Origin of the sequence: Albidovulum sp., assembly GCF_041919395.1 — a bacterium.
GTDB lineage: Bacteria > Pseudomonadota > Alphaproteobacteria > Rhodobacterales > Rhodobacteraceae > Albidovulum.
In genome coordinates, this window is record NZ_JAYRTX010000022.1 from 15,563 (window position 1) to 35,168 (window position 19,606).

20 protein-coding genes are annotated in these 19,606 nt (G+C 67.6%); 6 read left to right on the forward strand and 14 right to left on the reverse strand.

Going from position 1 to position 19,606, the window contains the following annotated elements:
- Nucleotides 1-22 precede the first annotated feature (22 nt).
- The 5 genes from ACMUOO_RS05855 to ACMUOO_RS05875 form a co-directional block, all read right to left on the reverse strand.
- Nucleotides 23-580, reverse strand: coding sequence for a DUF3035 domain-containing protein (locus tag ACMUOO_RS05855; protein ID WP_413854934.1), 558 nt, complete (start codon nucleotides 578-580; stop codon nucleotides 23-25).
- Between the two features lie 52 nt (nucleotides 581-632).
- Entirely contained in the window at nucleotides 633-1,103 is a 471-nt protein-coding gene (lspA, locus tag ACMUOO_RS05860) for a signal peptidase II (protein WP_301918314.1), read from the reverse strand.
- Between the two features lie 6 nt (nucleotides 1,104-1,109).
- Complete coding sequence (purH, locus tag ACMUOO_RS05865; protein ID WP_413854930.1) at nucleotides 1,110-2,708, reverse strand: bifunctional phosphoribosylaminoimidazolecarboxamide formyltransferase/IMP cyclohydrolase; 1,599 nt, start codon at nucleotides 2,706-2,708, stop codon at nucleotides 1,110-1,112.
- Nucleotides 2,709-2,721: 13 nt separating this feature from the next.
- Entirely contained in the window at nucleotides 2,722-4,428 is a 1,707-nt protein-coding gene (locus ACMUOO_RS05870; RefSeq protein WP_301918379.1) for a heparinase II/III family protein, read from the reverse strand.
- Nucleotides 4,429-4,563: 135 nt separating this feature from the next.
- A complete protein-coding gene (locus ACMUOO_RS05875; RefSeq protein ID WP_301918312.1) occupies nucleotides 4,564-5,859 on the reverse strand; it encodes an RsmB/NOP family class I SAM-dependent RNA methyltransferase in 1,296 nt (431 codons plus the stop codon).
- Between the two features lie 70 nt (nucleotides 5,860-5,929).
- Between ACMUOO_RS05875 and ACMUOO_RS05880 the strand changes: the two genes are divergently transcribed.
- Nucleotides 5,930-6,121 carry a DUF1674 domain-containing protein gene (locus ACMUOO_RS05880; RefSeq protein ID WP_301918311.1) on the forward strand — a complete coding sequence of 64 codons (192 nt, stop codon included), beginning with the start codon at nucleotides 5,930-5,932 and terminating at the stop codon, nucleotides 6,119-6,121.
- Nucleotides 6,122-6,199: 78 nt separating this feature from the next.
- On the opposite strand, the gene dapB is transcribed toward ACMUOO_RS05880, so the two are convergent.
- Complete coding sequence (dapB, locus tag ACMUOO_RS05885) at nucleotides 6,200-7,018, reverse strand: 4-hydroxy-tetrahydrodipicolinate reductase (RefSeq protein ID WP_301918310.1); 819 nt, start codon at nucleotides 7,016-7,018, stop codon at nucleotides 6,200-6,202.
- A gap of 97 nt (nucleotides 7,019-7,115) precedes the next feature.
- Here dapB and rbfA point away from each other — a divergent pair, with 97 nt between their 5' ends.
- From rbfA to truB, 3 genes are read left to right on the forward strand one after another with little or no spacing between them, the layout of a single operon-like run.
- Complete coding sequence (gene rbfA, locus ACMUOO_RS05890) at nucleotides 7,116-7,535, forward strand: 30S ribosome-binding factor RbfA (RefSeq protein ID WP_301918309.1); 420 nt, start codon at nucleotides 7,116-7,118, stop codon at nucleotides 7,533-7,535.
- Nucleotides 7,516-8,253 carry a phosphodiester glycosidase family protein gene (locus ACMUOO_RS05895; protein ID WP_301918308.1) on the forward strand — a complete coding sequence of 246 codons (738 nt, stop codon included), beginning with the start codon at nucleotides 7,516-7,518 and terminating at the stop codon, nucleotides 8,251-8,253. Before rbfA ends, ACMUOO_RS05895 begins: the two co-directional genes overlap by 20 nt.
- 53 nt (nucleotides 8,254-8,306) lie before the next feature.
- Nucleotides 8,307-9,209 (forward strand): tRNA pseudouridine(55) synthase TruB, encoded by a 903-nt coding sequence (truB, locus tag ACMUOO_RS05900; RefSeq protein ID WP_301918307.1) that lies wholly within the window; start codon nucleotides 8,307-8,309, stop codon nucleotides 9,207-9,209.
- Nucleotides 9,210-9,251: 42 nt separating this feature from the next.
- Here the strand turns inward: truB and ACMUOO_RS05905 are convergent, their stop codons facing one another.
- The gene (locus tag ACMUOO_RS05905; protein WP_301918306.1) at nucleotides 9,252-10,703 is read right to left on the reverse strand and encodes an aldehyde dehydrogenase family protein; all 1,452 of its coding nucleotides are present in this window, start codon (nucleotides 10,701-10,703) and stop codon (nucleotides 9,252-9,254) included.
- A 210-nt stretch (nucleotides 10,704-10,913) separates the two neighbouring features.
- On the opposite strand from ACMUOO_RS05905, the gene ACMUOO_RS05910 reads away from it, so the two are divergent.
- Complete coding sequence (locus ACMUOO_RS05910) at nucleotides 10,914-11,567, forward strand: peroxiredoxin (protein ID WP_301918305.1); 654 nt, start codon at nucleotides 10,914-10,916, stop codon at nucleotides 11,565-11,567.
- Nucleotides 11,568-11,684: 117 nt separating this feature from the next.
- Here the strand turns inward: ACMUOO_RS05910 and ACMUOO_RS05915 are convergent, their stop codons facing one another.
- The 5 genes from ACMUOO_RS05915 to pnp all read right to left on the reverse strand — a co-directional run bounded on the left by ACMUOO_RS05915 (nucleotide 11,685) and on the right by pnp (nucleotide 17,296).
- Nucleotides 11,685-12,494, reverse strand: coding sequence for a glycosyltransferase family 2 protein (locus ACMUOO_RS05915; RefSeq protein WP_301918304.1), 810 nt, complete (start codon nucleotides 12,492-12,494; stop codon nucleotides 11,685-11,687).
- 12 nt (nucleotides 12,495-12,506) lie between these two features.
- On the reverse strand, nucleotides 12,507-13,544 hold the full coding sequence (locus tag ACMUOO_RS05920) for a glycosyltransferase (RefSeq protein ID WP_413854931.1): 1,038 nt from the start codon (nucleotides 13,542-13,544) through the stop codon (nucleotides 12,507-12,509).
- Nucleotides 13,545-13,623: 79 nt separating this feature from the next.
- Nucleotides 13,624-14,340 carry an FkbM family methyltransferase gene (locus ACMUOO_RS05925; protein ID WP_301918302.1) on the reverse strand — a complete coding sequence of 239 codons (717 nt, stop codon included), beginning with the start codon at nucleotides 14,338-14,340 and terminating at the stop codon, nucleotides 13,624-13,626.
- Nucleotides 14,337-15,047: a class I SAM-dependent methyltransferase gene (locus ACMUOO_RS05930; RefSeq protein WP_413854932.1), complete on the reverse strand. Its 711-nt coding sequence runs from the start codon at nucleotides 15,045-15,047 to the stop codon at nucleotides 14,337-14,339. Before ACMUOO_RS05930 ends, ACMUOO_RS05925 begins: the two co-directional genes overlap by 4 nt.
- A gap of 98 nt (nucleotides 15,048-15,145) precedes the next feature.
- Complete coding sequence (pnp, locus tag ACMUOO_RS05935) at nucleotides 15,146-17,296, reverse strand: polyribonucleotide nucleotidyltransferase (RefSeq protein WP_301918300.1); 2,151 nt, start codon at nucleotides 17,294-17,296, stop codon at nucleotides 15,146-15,148.
- Nucleotides 17,297-17,567: 271 nt separating this feature from the next.
- Between pnp and ACMUOO_RS05940 the strand changes: the two genes are divergently transcribed.
- Nucleotides 17,568-18,275 (forward strand): hypothetical protein, encoded by a 708-nt coding sequence (locus ACMUOO_RS05940; RefSeq protein WP_301918299.1) that lies wholly within the window; start codon nucleotides 17,568-17,570, stop codon nucleotides 18,273-18,275.
- A gap of 73 nt (nucleotides 18,276-18,348) precedes the next feature.
- Here the strand turns inward: ACMUOO_RS05940 and rpsO are convergent, their stop codons facing one another.
- Nucleotides 18,349-18,618 carry a 30S ribosomal protein S15 gene (gene rpsO, locus ACMUOO_RS05945; RefSeq protein ID WP_301918298.1) on the reverse strand — a complete coding sequence of 90 codons (270 nt, stop codon included), beginning with the start codon at nucleotides 18,616-18,618 and terminating at the stop codon, nucleotides 18,349-18,351.
- A 130-nt stretch (nucleotides 18,619-18,748) separates the two neighbouring features.
- Nucleotides 18,749-19,606: calcium-binding protein (locus ACMUOO_RS05950; protein WP_413854933.1), on the reverse strand; the 858-nt coding region annotated here is incomplete at its 5' end.

A 19,606-nucleotide genomic window follows, 5' to 3' on the forward strand; every position in this document is an offset into this window, starting at 1 on the left:
CGCGCGACTGACGCAGTGGTGATCACTTCTCCTGCTGGGCGCCCTCGGGCGGGGCACCGACGTTGCGGGCACCGACTGCGCGCCAGCGTTCGAGTTCGGCGTACTGGTCGAGCGACATCGGCGCATAGGCCTTGAAGTAGACGCTCACGTGAAAGAGCCGCTCCAGCAGCCGGCCGTCGTTCTTGCGCCGGTATTCCAGGTCCTCGGCCGCCAGAACGTCCCGGATGTCGGATGCGGTGCCGAAGCGGGCCGCGTAGTTGACGAGCCCGCCGTTCCCCGCCGGCACGGCCTGTCTTTCCAGCAGCGCCGGATTGCCGCCCAGCGCCGCAACGGCATCGGCCTCGGGCGTCGGGTCGGTGATGTTCTTGCCGCCCGGCGTCGGTTCGGGCAACGACGCGATGTCCTCGGGCATCTGCAGGGGCTTGGTCGGCAGGATGTTGAACTCGTCGGGGCTGCGGCTTGCCGACTTGATGTTCATGAGTTGCGGCGGCTTCTTCTCGTCGCCGGCCAGGCGCCCGCAGGCTGCCAGCGCAACGAGCGCACAGAGCCCCAATCCGCGGAAGCCGAGCCGAGCCCTCATGGGTTTCTCCATCACCTGCCTCCGTCCCGTTTAGCGCATGTCTTCCGGCGCGTCACGGGGTCTTCTCCCGCCCGGTGAAGACCACGAGGCCAATCGCGCCGGCAAAGATCGCGATGTCCGCGACGTTGAACGAGTAGGGATTGTCGAAGCCCGGCGCCGACATGTTCAGAAAATCAGCGACCGCGCCGTATAGGAGCCGGTCGACCACGTTGCCCATGGCCCCGCCGATGAGGCAGCCCGCCGAGAGCTTCACGATCCGGCTGTGCGGCTCGCGCCGGACCCAGAGCCAGACCCAGGCGGAAATGCCCAGCGCCATGAGGATCAGGGCCCAGCGCGCGAGGTCGCCGTCGCTGGACAGGAGGCCGAAGTTGATGCCCTGGTTCCAGGCCATCCGGAATGTGAGCCATGGCGGCAGTACGGCGATGTGCTGCCGCGACCAGAGGTCGAGGGTATGGACGACGAGAATCTTCGTCGCCTGATCCAGCGCGAAGACGCCCAGCGCCGTCTGGGTGACGAGCCGCATGGCGCCTCAGTGCCGGAAGTGGCGCTGGCCGGTGAAGACCATCGCGAGACCGGCTTCGTCGGCCGCCGCGATCACCTCGGCGTCGCGCATCGACCCGCCCGGCTGGATCACCGCCGTGGCACCGGCCTCCGCCGCCGCCAGGAGACCGTCCGGGAAGGGGAAGAAGGCGTCGGACGCGACCACCGAGCCCTTGACTGTCGGTTCGGGAAGGCCCAGCGCCTCGGCCATGTCGGCGGACTTGCGCGCCGCGATGCGGGTGGAATCGACGCGGCTCATCTGGCCCGCGCCGATGCCGACGGTCGCGCCGCCCTTCACGTAGACGATGGCGTTAGACTTGACGTGCTTCGCTACCGTCCAGGCGAAGAGCAGGTCTTTCAGCTCCGCCTCGGTCGGCGCGCGCATCGTCACAACCCTCAGGTCGGCTTGGGTGATGACCCCGTTGTCGCGGTCCTGAACGAGGAAGCCGCCCGCTACCTGCCGGAAGGCGAGGCCGGGGGACTTCGGGTCAGGCAGGCCCCCGGTGGTCAGAAGCCGCAGGTTCTTCTTCGCCGCGAAGACCGCCTTCGCGGCCTCGTCCGCCTCCGGTGCGATCACCACCTCGGTGAAGATCTGGCAGATCTCTTCCGCCGTCGCCGTGTCGAGCGGCCGGTTCAGCGCGACGATCCCGCCGAAGGCGGAGGTGCGGTCGCAGTCATAGGCGGCCCGGTAGGCGTCCAGCAGGGTCCTGCCCCGCGCCACGCCGCAGGGATTGGCGTGCTTGATGATCGCGCAGGCGGGGCCATCCTTCGGGTCGAACTCCGCCACAAGCTCGAAGGCCGCGTCGGTGTCGTTGATGTTGTTGTAGGAAAGCTCCTTGCCCTGGTGCTGGGTCGCGGTGGCGACACCGGGGCGGCGCGAGCCGTCGGTGTAGAACGCCGCGCGCTGATGCGGATTCTCGCCGTAACGAAGCTTCTGGGCGAGCGTTCCGGCGAAGGTGCGGCGCCGCGGGGCCGGGTCGCCGATCGCGCCCGCCATCCAGTTCGACACGGCGGCGTCGTAGGCGGCGGTGCGGGCGAAGGCACGTTGTGCGAGCTTGCGGCGGAACTTCGGACAGGTCCTGCCGCCATGCTGGTCCATGTCGCCGAGGACCTTGGCGTAGTCCTCCGGGTCGACGACGACGGCCACATGGGCGTGGTTCTTGGCCGCCGCGCGGATCATCGCCGGGCCGCCGATGTCGATGTTCTCGACGCACGTGTCGTAGTCCGCGCCCTTGGCGACGGTGGCCTCGAAGGGGTAGAGGTTGACCACGAGAAGGTCGATGGGCGCGATCCCGTGCGCCTCCATCGCGGCGACATGTGCCGGATCGTCGCGAACCGCGAGAAGCCCGCCGTGGACCTTCGGATGCAGCGTCTTGACGCGGCCGTCCATCATCTCGGGAAAGCCCGTGACCTCCGACACGTCGCGGACGGCGAGGCCGGCCTCGCGCAGCGCATGCGCGGTGCCGCCTGTGGAAAGAAGCTCCACCCCGCGGGTGGCCAGACCCCGGGCGAAGTCCACGAGCCCGGTCTTGTCGGAAACGGAGATGAGCGCACGGGAAACGGCGGCGAGGCTTGCGTCTTCGGTCACGGGGCAGCGTCCTTCACTTCGGCACAGGATCATCGTCGCGCAGCGTGTCGCGGATGGCCGAGGGCGTATCCTGAGCCTTGGCCAAGGTCCAGCCCAACTGGCAGGCATAATCGAGGACCATCGACGAAAGCACGATCTGTTTCGTCGCGCGCGGCTTCAGCCGGCCGGACTCGAGGTAGACCGAAGGTTCCAATGCCAGATCCGCCACCCCGTCATGGCGGAAGATCCATATCTCGCCAGACTTCAGTGCGAGCGAGACCGCCGTGCCGCCGAGATCGAGCGCACAGTCCACATCCGGATGAAGGTGGAAACGCAAGGCGAATGGCACGCCCTGATGCCGCGTCCGCTCCATGATCGTTTCGAACCGACGGCGGTCGGCGACCGTCATCGCGCCAAGCGTGTCCTCGCCCGCGAGCGCCCGCCCGTCGATCGACAGCATGAGCTGGCGCACATGCGTCAAGCCGTGGGTCGCCGCATAGCCGTTGTGGCCGGTCATGAGCCGGTGGCCGGCGCTGTCATCCTCCGGCTGGGCCCAGACCTGGTCGGGCGTGTCGGTGAACTCGCCCTTCGCGCTCGTCGGAAGCACGCCGGCTGTGCCGAGGCGGGAGGAGGAAAAGCCGTGGATGCAAAGCGTCGAGTGCGACGGTGTGGCGCGGCCAGCACGGCGCCAGTCGGGGCCGAAGCTCGCGCCCGAGCCGCAGTTGACGACGACGGGGCGACGGCCGGAGGTCAGCTCCATGGCGAGCGTCGAGGCATGGGCGTTGGCCGAGGCGCGGCCCTTCGGCGGCGGCGCGGCATCGACGATGATCGTGGTGCGCCCCGCCGCGAGCCGCGCGTATCCCATGGCCAGCCCGTGCGCGGTGACCGCGCGCCCGCCTGCCGTGGCCAGCGCCTGGTCGAGCCGCCCTTCGAGCCCGCGCCCGCCGCCGTGGAACCGCGCGAGCCCGCCATCGGCATGGCGCAGCGCCCTGAGCGTCGGCGCGATCCGGTCGATCGCGTCGAGATGGGCGGGCTGGGGGCTACGTCCTGCATCGGCAAGCGCCGAGGCCGCCCAGGTCAGCAGCGTGAAGACCTCCAGAAGCTCCTCGGGGTTGCGGGTGGGAATGCCGCCCTCGGCGTCGATCTCGCGTTCGCACTCGATGGCCAGGGCGGCCGCGGCCGGGCCGACGTGCCGCTCCATCCCGGTCAGGGCAAGTCCGGCGTAGATGAGTCCAGTCAATGCCTCGAACCGCGGCAGGCCGGGTGCGGCCTTGCGCCAGCGGCGGGCGAGGAAGATCGTCTGCTGGCCGAGGCAGCGGAAATAGGCGTCGGACTCCGCCCGCGACCGGCCGTTGAGCAGGAGGATCGCGTGGTTGATCCAGCGGATGAGCCGTCGCCCGGTGAGGTCCGGCGTCCAGCCAGGGCCGCCACCCCAGCGGTAGCGGCGGATCCAGTCGAAGACCCAGTCCTGCGCACGCTGGCGGGCGGGCGCATCCGCCACGGCGGCAAGGTCGTCGAGCCAGGCGCAGCCGTGAACTTCCTCCTCGAACCTCGGGTCGGGGACCGGCAGATCCCAGATCGACGCTTTCTTGCCCTCGATGAGGAAGCCCGCGAACAGGAAGTTCCCCGCGACAAGCTGGCGACCGCGCGCGAAGGAGCCGATCGTCTTCGGTTCGGGCTGGCTCACGAATCCGGTGGCGGGCCGGGCAAGCGCCGCCAGGCGTGCATGGAGCCGGTGCATAAGCCCCATCTGTCCGGTTTCCGAACGCCCCACGCCTCAGGTCCTCGTTGTCTTATTGCCGTGCTGCCGCGCGTCCGCGACGCCGGGAATCTGCCCGGCCGGAAGATTACCGGCAGGCCCCCGCCCTGTCACCGGCTAATGGCCTGCTACGACGGAGGGCCGGCGCAGGCAGGCGATGTAGAAGCCATCCATGCCGCCCCTTCCGGGCCAGTAGTCCGGCCTGAGACGCAGTCCGCCCTCGGCCGAAATCCAGCCCGGATCGACCCCGGCGCGCGCGAGCGCGGCGCGATCGGCCATCAGGCCGGGGTGGCGCGAAAGCGCGGCGGAAACCTGCCGCTCTCCCTCCTCCGGCAGAAGCGAGCAGGTGGCGAATACAAGCCGCCCTCCGGGGCCAAGAAGGCCCAGCGCGCGGTCGAGCAGCGCTGCCTGGAGCGCGAACAACGCCTTCAGACCGCTGGCGTCGCGGACGAAGGGGAGGTCGGGATGGCGACGGATCGTGCCGGTGGCCGAACAGGGCGCGTCGAGGAGAACGGCGTCGAAGGGATGGGCGCTGTCCCAGTCAAGGGCGTCGGCTACGACGGTTTCCGCCTGAAGTCCGCAGCGCGCAAGGTTCTCCCGTACGCGGTCCATCCGCGATGCGGAGAGATCGAGCGCCGTGACCTTTGCGCCTGCCGCAGCGAGTTGCAGCGTCTTGCCGCCGGGCGCCGCGCAGAGGTCGAGCACCCGCTCGCCCGGCCGCGGGGCGAGGACTTTCGCCGCGAGGGCGGCGGCCGCATCCTGCACCCACCAGTCACCCGTCCCGTAGCCCGGCAGCTCCGACACCTGCGCCGGACCGGTCAGGCGGACCGATCCCGTGGGCAGCGCCGTGGCCCCGATCCGTCGGGCCAGCGCGTCGGCGTCGCCATCCTTCGGGGTCAGGTCGAGGGCAGCGCCCTTCACCTGCGCCGCCTCCATCGCGATCGTCGCAGCCTTGCCCCAGGCCGACATCAGCCGCCCGCGCAGCCAGCCGGGCAAGGGATCGGGCGGCAGCGCGGCCCAGGTTTCGGCGGGTGTCGCGGCCGCACGGCGCAGGACGGCGTTGACGAGGCCCGCGAAGCTTTCGCCGAGCCGCCCCAGCCGGCGGGCCTCGGTCACCGCATCCGAGACGACGCCATGGGCGGGCGCCGCTTCGACGAAGATTTCCGCCACCGCGACGCGAAGGATAGCCCGTACCGGCGCGGGCGGCGACTTGCGCAGATGCGGCTTCAGGACCCTGTCGGCGCGCGCGAGATTGCGCAGCGCCGCGAGCGCGAGCCGCTGCGCCCGCGCCCGGTCGGGCGGCGCAAGCGCATCGAGGGCACCGCCGGCCATCTGATCGGCAAGCGAGATGCGCGTCTCGGTCACGCCGAGGACGAGCGCAGCCGCGGCGCCGCGAGCCGTCGCGTCGTTCATGGCGCCTCCGGTTGCTCTGCTGTCCGGCGCGGACTATATGAACGGCGATCCCGTGACAAGGAACCCGGCCATGGCCGACACGCCGCGCCCCGACCTGCGCCCCGACCTGCCCGAAGCCGCGAGACGTGCGCTGGCCGAGGCCGAGGCGCGGCGGCGCGCCACGAAGCCGGCCGCCCTGCCGACGGAACTCGGCGGACGCGACGGCCCCGAGCCGGTGCGCTTCGGCGACTGGGAGAAGAAGGGCATCGCGGTCGATTTCTGAGACCGTCGGGGTGCTGGCCGGGCCGCTGCCCGCGGACCCCCGGGGGTACTCCGGCAATGACGAAGCCGGTCCGGTGCGTCAGAGTCCGAGAACGTCCAGCATGTCGTATTCGCCAGGCTTGCGGTCCTGGCCCCAGAGCGCGGCCCTGAGCGCGCCCCGGGCGAAGATCGCGCGGTCGGTGGCAATGTGACGGAGCACGATCCGTTCGCCGTCGGCGGCGAAGATGACGTCGTGCTCGCCGACGATGTCGCCGCCACGGATGGCCGAAAAGCCGATGTGACCGCGCTCGCGCCGCCCGGTGATCCCCTCGCGCGCGGCGTCGCGGATGTCGGGGAGATTCAGCCCCCGGCCCTGCGCCGCAGCCTCGCCCAGCATGAGGGCCGTGCCCGAGGGCGCGTCGACCTTCATCCGGTGGTGCGCCTCCACGATCTCGATGTCCCAGTCGGCGTCCAGCGCGGCCGCGACCTTCTGCGTCAACCGGGCAAGCAGGTTGACCCCAAGGCTCATGTTGCCGGCGCGGACGATGACCGCGTGACGCGCGGCGGCGCGGATCTTGCCGAGGTGGTCGGCCTCGAGCCCCGTGGTCCCGATCACATGGACGAGACGCGCCTGGGCCGCGAGCGCTGCAAACTCGACGGTTGCCACAGGCGCGGTGAAGTCGATGACACCCTGCGCGCTGGCGAAGGCCTCGAGCGGGTCGTCGGTGACGGTGATGCCCGTGGCTGTCCCGCCCATCGCCTCGCCGAGATCGCGACCGATCCAGGGATGGCCCGAGCGTTCCACCGCGCCGGTAAGCCGCGCGCGGCCGGAGGCGGCGATGGTGCGGACGAGCATCTGCCCCATCCGGCCCGAGACGCCGGTGACGACGAGGCCGGGAATGTCGGTGAGTTGGGTCATGCGCGCCTCCTGGGACCGGTCGGCTTCCTTTAGCCGGTGCGCGCGGCCCGGCAAAGCCCCCGTTGCGGCGCTGGTCCGGCTGGCTTACAGGAAAGACATGGCACAGAACCGACATCCGGGGGGCGCGGGCCCCTCCCAGCGCCAGCTTCGCGTGGGCGAGTTGATCCGGCGGACCCTGAGCGAGGTCCTTCACCGCGGCGAGGTCCATTCCGACGCGCTCAGGGGCATGTCGATCACGGTCGGCGAGGTAAGGGTATCGCCCGACCTGCGTATCGCCACGGCCTATGTGCTGCCCTTGGGCGGCAAGGGTCAGGAGGAGGCGCTCGCCGCACTGAACCGGTCAAAGGGGGAACTCAGGCATCATGTGGCGCAAGCGGTGAAGCTCCGCTTCGCCCCCGAGTTGAGGTTCCTCATCGACGAGAGCTACGACCGGATGGACCGCACGCGGGAACTCCTGGCCGACGAGAGGGTGCAGCGCGACATCGCCAGGCACGACGATGAAAGTGATCAGGGATAGCTTGCTGATCCTTCTCGCCTCGGCGGGCGCGGCGTTCGGCGGCGGCTGCCGGGACGTGGTCTTCGAGGGGGAAAGCTATGCCGTCTGCGAGGCCGCGGCCGGCGAGGACCTTCGGCTCTATCTCGACGACAACGCGGGCGCGCGCATCGGCACCTTCGAGCGGCTCGGCCGGCTTCTGGCGGAGGATGGCCGCGCCGTCGTCTTCGCCATGAACGCCGGCATGTATCACCCCGACCGCCGCCCCGTGGGACTATACGTCGAGGAGGGGCGCGAGGTCTCGCGCCTCGTGACGTCGTCGGGGCCGGGCAACTTCGGACTGGTGCCGAACGGCGTCTTCTGCATCCGGGACGAAAGGTTCGCCGTCATCGAGTCGCGGAGCTTCGCGGCGGAACCACCTGCCTGCCGGTTCGCGACCCAGTCCGGGCCATTGCTGGTGATCCGCGGCGCGCTGCATCCCCGGTTCCTTGCCGATTCCGACAGCCGCTACATCCGCAACGGGGTGGGCGTGTCTGCCGACGGGCGCCATGCCGCCTTCGTCATCTCGGCCGGACCGGTGAACTTCCATACCTTCGCGCGTTTCTTCCGCGACGGGCTCGGCCTGCCCGATGCGCTCTATTTCGACGGCAACATCTCGCGGCTCAATGCCCCCGCGCTCGGGCGCGACGATTTCGGCTTTCCGATGGGGCCGATCGTGGCGCTCGCGGCACCCGCGGATTGACGCGCGGGAGCCTATTCGCTAGCAGGCGACCTTTACCGCTGACGGGGCAAGACATGGCACGGACGAAGGGTCGCGACATTTCCGGATGGCTCGTCGTCGACAAGCCCGCCGGCATGACCTCGACCGCCGTGGTGAACAAGGTCCGCTGGGCCCTCGGCGCGAAGAAGGCGGGGCACGCGGGCACGCTCGATCCGGCGGCGACCGGAGTCCTCGCGGTGGCGCTCGGCGAGGCGACGAAGACGGTGCCCTACATCACCGACGCGCTGAAATGCTACCGCTTCGCGGTGCGGCTCGGGGCGCAGACCAATACCGACGACGCCGAGGGCGAGGTGATCGCCACGTCGCCCAAGCGCCCGTCCGACGATGATATCCGCGCGGCGCTTTCCGCCTTCCGCGGCGAGATCCAGCAGATCCCGCCGCAGTTCTCGGCGGTGAAGGTCGACGGTGAGCGTGCCTATGCGCTTGCGCGGGCCGGTGAGGAGATGGCGCTTGCCGCCCGTCCGCTCTGGGTCGAGAGCATCGAGATGACCGGGCGGCCGGATGCCGATACGGTCGAACTGGAAATGGTGTGCGGCAAGGGCGGTTACGTCCGCGCGATTGCCCGTGACCTCGGTTCGGCGCTCGGCTGTCACGGCCATGTGCTCTGGCTCCGGCGCGAATGGTCCGGGCCCTTCGATGTCGCGGAGGGCGTGGGCATCGACACGATCGAGGCAGAGGCCAGGACGCCCGCGCTCGACGCGCGCCTCCTGCCGCTGGAGGTGGGGCTGGCCGACCTGCCGGAACTCAAGGCGACGGCAGAGGGCGCGGCACGACTGAGGAACGGCAATCCCGGCATGGTTCTCGCCTCGGACGTCGCATGGGGCGAGGAGGCCTGGGCAAGCTGGCAGGGCCGCGCGGTGGCCGTCGGCACCTACAGGTCGGGAGAACTGCATCCGAGCCGGGTGTTCAACGCCTGATATCCTGCGGCCGCCGTGCCAAGGGCCGGGGCGGTCCCGAGCCTATTCGGCGGCGAGGTCGGAAGCCCAGCCCGAGACGGCCTTGACCTCGAGGAACTCCTCGATTCCCCAGTGCCCGCCCTCGCGCGCGCGCCCGCTCGCCTTGACGCCGCCGAAGGGGGCGCCCGCGCCACGCGACTTGCCGTTCATCTCGACCATGCCGGACTTGAGCCTGAGCGCCATGCGGTTGCGCCTGGCACCGTCCTGGCTCTGGACATAGTTCGTCAACCCGTAGGGCGTGTCGTTTGCGATCCTGACCGCCTCCTCCTCGTCCCGGAAGGGGATGATGGAGAGCACCGGCCCGAATATCTCCTCCCGTTCGATGGTCATGCCGGGCGTGACGTCGGCGAAGACCGTCGGACGGACGAAATAGCCCTTGTTCATGCCTTCGGGCAGGCCGAGGCCGCCGGCCACGAGCCGCGCGCCCTCGTCGATGCCCTTCTGGATGAAGCCCTGGATCTGTTCCCACTGGCGGCGGTTCACCACCGGGCCGATGTGGCGGCCGGGCTCCGACGCAGGGCCGACCCGGATCGACTTCGCCACCTCGGCCGCTTCGTCCACAACGCGGTCGTAGATCGACCGCTCCACCAGCATCCGGCTGGGTGCGTTGCAGCTCTGCCCGGAGTTGTTCATCATGTGAAGGACGCCGCGCTTCACCGCCTTCTCGTCGGCATCGGCAAAGACGATGTTCGCGCCCTTGCCGCCCAGTTCCAGCGTCACCCGCTTCAGAGTCTCGGCCGCGGCCTTGGAGATCGCACGGCCGGCCCGTGTCGAACCGGTGAAGGAAATCATCTCAACGTCCGGGTGGCTCGACAGATGGGCGCCCACGCCAGCTCCGTCGCCGTTGACGAGGTTGAAGACCCCAGGGGGAACGCCGGCGTCATGGCACATCTCGGCGAAGATCATCGCGTCGAGCGGGCTTTCCTCGGACGGTTTCAGCACGCAAGTACAGCCCGCAAGCAGCGCCGGGATCACCTTCAGCGCGATCTGGTTCATCGGCCAGTTCCAGGGCGTGATGAGCCCCACGACCCCGATCGGCTCAAGCACGATACGGTCATCGGGCGCGTGCGGGCCGAGCGGACGGACCCACTCGATCGCATCGAAGGCGGTCAGGAAATTCTTCAGATGCCACGGCAGGCAGGGTGCCTGACTGTCCCGCGCCATGTCGATCGGTGCGCCCATCTCCAGCGAGATCGCCTGCGCGAGGTCCTCCTTCCGCCGTTCATACTCGTCGAGGATCCGCGCCACGACGGCGCGCCTTTCGGCCGGCGCCGTCGACGCCCAGCCCGGAAAGGCGGCCTTCGCGGCGGCAACGGCGGCGTTGGTATCGGCTTCCGCCCCCAGCGAGATGACCGCGCAGGGCTCTTCGGTCGAGGGGTCGATGACGGCACAGTCGCGCGGGGCTGCCGGCGGGACCCAGGCCCCGTTTATGTAGAAGTCGCGTCGTTGGATCATGGCTCACCTCGTGATGCGTCGGAGCGTGTCGCGCCGGACTGTGACAGGCGATCCGGGGGCCCGCAAGGTCGGCAAAGAAATTTGATCAAATTCTAGGGCCGCTTGTCCGGCGATCTGTCGCGCGTCGAGGATGGCGGATGCAATCCTCTGCGCGACGCATTATGTTCCTCTGCGATACCCGGATTGCCAGAGATCGAGAAGGAGACTGCCATGGGCCTGCGCATCAACGACACGGTTCCCGATTTCACCGCCCAGACCGACCAGGGCCTGATCCGCTTCCATGACTGGATCGGCGACACGTGGGCAATTCTCTTCTCGCATCCGAAGGACTTCACGCCGGTCTGCACGACGGAGTTCGGCGCGGTCGCGCAGCTTGCCGAGGAATGGGCGAAGCGCAACACGAAGGTCATCGGGATCTCTGTCGATGGCGTCGAGGAGCACAAGCGCTGGAAACGCGACATCGAGAAGACGGCGAATGCCGTCGCCGCCTTCCCGATCATCGCCGACATCGGTCTTGAAGTGTCGAAGGCCTTCGACATGCTGCCGGCCGAGGCCTACCTGCCCGACAATCCCACCCCGAACGACAGCCAGACGGTGCGCTCGGTCTTCATCATCGGGCCCGACAGGAAGCTGAAGCTTTCCATGACCTACCCGATGAATGTCGGGCGCAACTTCGCCGAGGTGCTGCGCGCGCTCGACGCGCTGCAGACGGCCGCGGCGCGGGGCGTCGCGATGCCCGCGAACTGGACCGAGGGACAGGACGTGATCGTGCCCCTCGCGCTCGACGATGCCGCGGCCGAGGCAAAGTTTGGCAAGATCGACAAGGTCCTGCCCTACCTGCGGTACGCCAAGCTGAAAGGGTGATCCCGACGGGACCGGCCAGGGAGACCGGGACGGAATCGGCGCGGTCCGGCTGTGTCCGGGGCGGCATCCCCTCGCATCGGCGGGGATGTCATCCGCGAGCCGGCGTCGCCCGAGGCGTCAGTAGCCTTTTGGATCTTTCGGCTCCACCGGCGGCACGCGTTCAAGCGCCTCGCGTTCCCATCGCTTTGCTTCCGTCAGGAAGGCATAGACGCCGCCCGTCGCGGCCCGGATGAAGCCTGCCCAGCCACAGCGCCAAAGGCCGTTGTGGAAATAGAGCCGCAGGAAGTACAGCCAAGGATTGACGGCCATCTTCCAGGGCTGCGCGGGGCGCCCCTGCTCGGCCCGCATCTCGGCCTTCAGGGTGGAGTACTTGTTCTCCTTGAGAAGTTGCTCGTGGAGCGCGATCGGCCGAAAATGCAGCAGACCGCCGCGCGGCGAGTTCCGGACCGCGCCGGTCAGCCTGAGGCCCTCGTGCACCTTGTCGGCGGGATCAAATGCACCCGCGCCATTGCGCAGGATGCGCAGGTTGTATCGCTCCTTCGCCTGTGGCGGGGCATAGCCGAAACCGTCGAGATACGGGTATCGCGTGACACGCCAGCCGGCCACGTCCGACGCGGCCAGAAGGCTCGGCAATTCGGCGGCGAGAAGCGGGCTCACCCGTTCGTCACTGTCGATCGACAGACACCAGGGTTGCGTGCACTGTTCCATCGCGAACTGTTTCTGGCCACCATACCCCCGCCACTTCTCCTTCAGGATCACAAGCGGAAACCCCTCGGCCTTGAGCGTCTGGAGCACTTCGAGCGTGCCGTCCTGCGACCCGCTGTCCACCACCACGATCTCGGAGCACATGTCGAGGCTGCGGATGCAGGGCTCTATGAAGCGCTCTTCATCCTGGCAGATGATGAACGCGGACAGGGGCAGTTTCATATCGGGCTCCCCTCAGAAGTCACCGCGGAAAACCCGCATGTAGTCGTTGCAGATAGCCTCTTCCGAGAAGAACTCGTCGAGACGCGCGCGCGCGTTGGCGGCCAACGCGCGCGCGGCCACCGGATTGTCGCGCAGCGTCGTCAGCGCGGCGGCGATCTGATCGACATTGTCGATGTCGGCCATCAGGCCGTCGATCCCATCGCGCATGAACCAGGATGGACCGTCGCTGCGCGTGGACACCGATGGAACGTTGGCCGCCCAGGCTTCCAGGAGGATGTTGCCCAGGGGCTCGTGGCGCGAGGGCAGCAGGAAGGCATCGGCCGAGGCGATGTGATGGACGGGATTTTCCACCCAGCCGACGAAGCGGATGCGGTCCGTGACACCCAACTCGGCCGCGAGCTTTTCCAGTTCGGGTCGCAGTCGGCCATCACCGATGAGCCAAAGCCAGGCGCCGGAGATGCGCGCGATGGCGCGGATCGCCGTGTCGAGCGCCTTCCTCGGCTGGAAACGGCCGCCGGCCGCGACAAGGAAGGCGTCCTCGGGCGTGGCATGGGCGGCGCGGGGAACCGGAACCGGAGTCACGATCGGCGTGAAGTTGGAAATCGTGATCGCGGGCTTCGTCCAGCCGAGCTTGCGGCACGTCTGGGCAATGCCGGGCACATTGCCGACCAAGAGGTCGCAATTCTCGAAGTGTTTGAGATTCTGGGGAAAGTCCCCCATCCGGTTCAGCTTGACCACCCCCGGCCACTTGTGCACGAGCCGCGCCGCCCGCGGCATCCAGGACATGACGGCATGGGGCTTCCACTCCTTCACCCAGCGGTCCGCCTGCCAGTGCAACACCGGCGTCAGAAGCGACGTGACGCGGAAGTTGTTGCGGATCACCCGGCCCAGCGGCGCGATCCCGGCGTCCCAGCTGCGGTTCGGGCGGATGATGAAACGCTGCTCCACTCCGCGCCGGTCAAGCGCCTGTGCCAGCTTGACGAAGAACCGCTCGGCTCCACCCTCCTTGCCGAAGTGGAAGTGGATCACACGGAGTGCTGGATCGGTCACGCGCTCGCCTCCCGACCGGGCGGCGGCAGCGCCTTCCGGGGTCGATGGCGCCGCAGCGCGTTGGACACTTTGCACCGCATCAGACTTTGCGCGTGAGCCGGACGTTCTTGTGGATACGCCCCGTCACGCCAAAACCGCGCGCCTCCAATGCAGCGATCATCGCCTCGGTCTCGGCCTCGCCGACGATATGGGGATGGGTCTCGACGATGATTTCGCGCAGCCGGTCAATGCCGGGCGCGGCAAGAAGACCGACCTCGGCGCCCTCGACGTCAATCACCAGGACTGTCGCGCCCTCCTCCTCCAGCACGCCGTCGATGGGATCGCTTTCAACGGTGACGCGTTCTGCCGCGAGCCCGCGGTCGAAAACCGAGGAGGAGACGATGTTCTCATTACGAAAGAAGGTGATCGGCGCGCCGTCCGCCGTTACGGCCTTGAGCCGGAGCCGTGGCGTCATCCCGTTCAGCGCGAAATTCGCACGGATCACCGGTTCCAGGGCTGCATTCGCCTCGAAGGACAGGACGTTCCCGGGCCCGGCAAACCGGTTGCACAACAGGCTGACCAGACCGACGCCGGTTCCAATCTCGATCACCCTGTCACCGGGGCGGACGGCAGCGGCGACCAGTTGGCGTTCGGGCGCTTCGTAGCTTCCCTTGATCAGCGCGGTGGCCACCGAGCGGGGCACCAGGGAGGGATCGCAACTGACCGTCAGCCCGTCCAGCGTGACGGTCTTGCGACGCAGGAGCCGGAACAGTACCAGCCGCAGGCCACGAAACGGCGACTTCTGCGTCTCGGTCATGCCGCGCCCTTCCATCCCGTCATGAACCAGCCTGGGGCGGTGCCGCAGATGCTGGCGCCGCGCCGCCCGGAGATGCGATCACCCTTCAGCATCAGCGCCGCGAATAGAACGTCGTAGAGCATCGCCAGATGCATCCGTGCCCGAGGGAAGGCTCCGTGCAGGCCCGGCACCACAGCCCGCGTCGCCCCGCGTCCCCAGACCAGTGGCATCAGATCGAGACTCGCGAAGCCCGTGCGGGCGAAGGTCTCCCGCCACCAGCTCGGCGTCGCGCGGAAGTAGTCGTCCGGATGGCCGTGGATGCGGAACATGAATGGCACGATGACATGCACGGCACCGCCGGGCTTGACGACGCGGTAGAGTTCTTCGAGCACGGGAACGGCATCGTAGATATGCTCGAGCGTATTGAAGCAGATGACCGCGTCAAAGCTGTCGTCCGGAAGCGGCAGTGGTTCGCCCGGGCGGATGAGATGCGTCGGCTCGATCCCCGGGTCGATGTTGACCGACTCCACCATCAGATCGGTGGGAAGAAGCCTGAGGTAGCGTGCCTTCTTCCCGCCGCCCATGTCGAGCACGCGCCCCGAGACGGGCAGCGTGGAAAGATGCTCGTATTCGAGCATGCGAAGCACGGACTCCCCCCGGAACGAGCCGGTGATATGCCACCAGCGCGCGAGGCTGGGCTTCGGTGGGTCGACGAACGTGTAGTCCATGCCGGCTCGCGTCGCAGGAGCGTCTGACGCTTTCTATCGGCGCGACGCAGCGCCGCCAATATGAAACAGCCCCCGCCCTGCGACGGGGGCTGAGCGGATCACTCCGCGGCTTCTTCCTTTTCCTTCTTCTCGGGCACGATCTCCTGGCCGGTCTCCTGATCGACCATCTTCATGCCGAGCCGGACCTTGCCGCGATCGTCGAAGCCGAGAAGCTTGACCTTAACTTCCTGACCTTCCTTCAGAAGCTCGTTCGGATGGTTCAGGCGCTTGCCCGATATCTGGCTGACATGCACGAGGCCGTCGCGCTTGCCGAAGAAGTTCACGAAGGCGCCGAAATCGACGAGCTTCACCACCTTGCCGGTGTAGATCTTGCCTTCTTCGGGTTCGGCCACGATCGAGTAGATCATGTCATAGGCCTTCTTGATCGAATCGGCATTGGCCGAGGCGATCTTGATCACCCCGTCGTCGTTGATGTCGACCTTGGCGCCCGATACTTCCACGATTTCGCGGATGACCTTGCCGCCCGAACCGATCACTTCGCGGATCTTGTCGGTCGGGATGGTCATCGTCTCGATCCGCGGCGCGTGGGCCGAGAACTCCGACCGGCCCTCGGTCAGCGCCTTGGCCATCTCGCCCAGGATATGCATCCGGCCATCCTTGGCCTGCGCCAGAGCCTGCTCCATGATCGCCGGGGTGATGCCCGCGACCTTGATGTCCATCTGGAGCGAGGTGATGCCGTTGGACGTGCCCGCAACCTTGAAGTCCATGTCGCCGAGGTGATCCTCGTCGCCGAGAATGTCGGTCAGGACCGCCCACTTGCCGTCCTCTTCGAGGATCAGGCCCATCGCCACGCCGGCAACCGGCGCCTTCAGCGGCACGCCAGCGTCCATCATGGACAGGGACGAGCCGCAGACCGTGGCCATCGAGGACGAGCCGTTGGACTCGGTGATCTCGGACACGACGCGGATCGTGTAGGGGAAATCGGTCGGCGCCGGCAGCACCGCCTGCAGCGCGCGCCAGGCGAGCTTGCCGTGGCCGATCTCGCGCCGGCCCGGAGGACCGAAGCGCCCCACTTCACCGACCGAATAGGGCGGGAAGTTGTAGTGCAGGAGGAAGTTCGAACGGAAGTTGCCGTGCAGGGCGTCGATGATCTGCTCATCCTCGCCGGTGCCGAGCGTGGTGATGATGAGGCCCTGCGTCTCGCCGCGCGTGAAAAGCGCGGAGCCATGCGTGCGGGGCAGGATGCCCACTTCCGAGACGATCGGGCGCACGGTCCTGGTGTCGCGGCCGTCGATACGGATGCCGGTGGCAACCACGTCGCCGCGCAGGATCGAGCTTTCCAGCTTCTTGATCGCGGGACCGAGGTTCTCGTCGGCCTTGTCTTCGTCCGAGAGCGCCTCCTTGATCGCGGTCACGGCGGCGGAAATCGCGTTGGTGCGCTCCTGCTTGTCCCTGATCGCGAAGGCGGCGCGCATCTGCGCCTCGCCTGCTGCCTTCACCTTGGCGTAGAGCGCGGAATAGTCGGCCGGCTGGTAGTCGAACGGCTCTTTCGCGGCTTCCTCGGCGAAGTCGATGATGAGGTCGATCACCGGCTGCATCTGCTCGTGGCCGAACTTCACGGCGCCAAGCATCTCGGCCTCCGAAAGCTCATAGGCTTCGGATTCCACCATCATCACCGCGTCCTTGGTGCCGGCGACGACGAGGTCGAGCCGCTGCTCGGGGTTCATGCGCAGCTGGTCCATGTCGCTGACTTCGGGGTTCAGCACATAGGCGCCATTGGCAAAGCCGACCCGCGCCGCGCCGATCGGACCCATGAAGGGCACGCCGGAGATCGTCAGCGCCGCCGAGGCCGCGATCATCGCGACGATGTCAGGATCGTTGACGAGGTCGTGGCTCAGAACGGTGCAGATGATCAGCACCTCGTTCTTGAACCCTTCGACAAAGAGCGGGCGGATCGGACGGTCGATCAGCCGCGAGGTCAGCGTCTCCTTCTCCGAAGGACGCCCCTCGCGCTTGAAGAAGCCGCCCGGGATCTTCCCGGCGGCATAGGTCTTTTCCTGGTAATGCACGGTCAGGGGGAAGAAGTCCTGCCCCGGCTTCGCCTGCTTGGCGAAGGTCACGTTGGCCATGACGGAGGTCTCGCCGAGCGTGGCGATGACCGACCCGTCGGCCTGTCGGGCGACTTTCCCTGTTTCCAGTGTGAGCGTTTCCTGGCCCCACTGGATGGATTTTCTTGTCACGTTGAACATCTATCGTTTCCTCTTGGGAGCACTCCCGGGCGTATCCCGGGTCTCCCATCCAAAATGGCGGCCCCATTGCCGCCGCCCCCAATCCTTCGCATGCGCCCGGGGGCATGGGCTCACGTCACAGATGGAGCGGGGCCATACAGGAAAAGAGGGCGGTTGGGAAGCGGTGAGTTGGCGGATGAGGGTGTCGACGCTAGGCTGGACATCTGCCTTCAGATAGCGACCGGGATTCGCATTGTCTGACCACCCAACATGGAAATTGCCGGGGCACCCGATGAAACCAACACGCTTCCTGCGCGATTATCCGCTTCTGATCCTCCTCTGTGCGTTCGTCAGCCTCGGCGCGAAGCGAGGTTGGGCGACCCCGCTGAACGCGTGGAGCATCTCATGCTCCGTCGATCCGGGCGCGATCACAGTCAAAGGGAAGACCCGCACTTTCAAAACCAGCACAAATCATTGCAAGGGAGGCGTTTTCGCGCAGCGCGCGGAGATATCTTCCGATAGCATTTCACCCACAGCGAAGGGAGCCTATCTGTTTGAAACCAACATCGCGATGAGAAGTAGTTCGCGTCAGCAGTTCACCATCTTCCAGGTCCACGATGGGCGTTTGGGATGCGCACCTCCCCTGAGCATAGATGTGACACCCGACGGATCGCTTCTTCTGAAAAGCGATATCAAGACCGGCGAAGGTGAGAGTTGCATCCGCGGCGCCCTGAACGAAAGACGCTCCGCCGGGAAGATCCGGCGCGACGGGACCGAACAGAAACTGTCGGTCCTGGTCGACTTCGACGGTCGGGGCGGCTTCTCCGTACAAGTCTGGATTGACGACATGCCCCAAATATCAGGCCGCTACGACCCCTCAAAGCAGCCTGTCGCCTTCAAGTCGAAGAAACTCTACTTGAAACACGGCGTATACTCACAACGCGTCTTTGACTACGTCATGACCTCTCGCGAAATGACGGTCCGCAAGGTCAAGCATTGAACCTGGAGCCGCGCGACATGCAAAACGCCCGCACCTTCCGGCGCGGGCGTTCGGTTCCGTCAATCCCGGCGGATCAGCGGCGGATGCCGAGGCGCTTGATCAGGTCCTGATAGCGGCCGTCGTCGGTCTTCTTCAGGTAGTCGAGAAGCTTCCGGCGCTGCGCAACGAGCTTCAGGAGGCCGCGGCGCGAGTGGTTGTCCTTCGCGTGGCTCTTGAAATGCTCGGTCAGCGTGGCGATGCGCGACGACAGGATCGCGACCTGGACCTCGGGCGAACCGGTATCGCCGGCCTTGGTCGCATATTCCTTCATCACGCGGGCTTTTTCTTCGGCGGTGATCGACATCGGGGTCTCCTTTCGCAAGAGGGTCATGGCGCAAGCCGGGATGTCGTCCAGCAGGGCCCCTGGAGGTCTCCGCAAGTGCGGATGGCGGCGTATAGGAGGAATCGGGGCCGAAGGGAAGCCCCTTCCGGCGTCAGGCGGCGTGCACCTCGTCCTCGGCCACAAGCTCGATCTGATCCGCCGTCAGATCCGGGTCGCCGAGCACCCGCGCGATGACGACACCGTCAATCATCACCCGGACGGCTTTGTCGTCCTCAGGGTCGGGCTCCACCGTGACATCGGGGACGGGGTGGATGGCGGGATCGTAGAGGATCACCAGCTGATCCTCCGCCGCCGTGTAGTCCTCGATGGTTGCGGGCCCGCTGCCCGCTGACAGCCAGTCGTGCAGAAGGAAGCTGTCGGCCCCGGTTCCGCCATTGGCCCAGTCGCCTTGCCCGGCGGTGATGGTGTCGTTGCCCGCGCCGCCGTTCAGGAAGTCGTGCTGGTCCGTGTCGGTGCCGTCCAGCTCCCGCTCCGCACCGTTCAGAACGTCATGCCCGGCCCCGCCCATCAGCGTGTCCTGCCCGAGCCCGCCCACAAGCGTGTCATCGCCCGGACCACCTTCCAGCGCGTCATCGCCCGCGCCGCCGATCAGCGCGTCCGTCCCGCCGCCGCCGACGAGACTGTCCGCACCCTCGCCGCCCGAGAGCACGTCGTCGCCTTCCCAGCCGGCGAGCATGTCGTCGCCCGCCCCGCCCGAGAGCGTGTCGGCCCCCTCGCCTCCCATCAGCGTATCGTTGCCCGCATCGCCTGCGATCACGTCGTCGCCCGCATCGCCACGCACCGCGTCCGCCCCCGCGCCACCGACGAGAGTGTCGTCGCCTGCATAGCCACCGATCTGATCATCGCCGCCAAGGCCGGCGATGTCGTCGGCGTTCTCGCCTCCAGCGAGAATCTCGCCCCCGTCGCTGCCGACGATGGCCTCGCCCAACGGGTTTCCGTCGAGCGACGG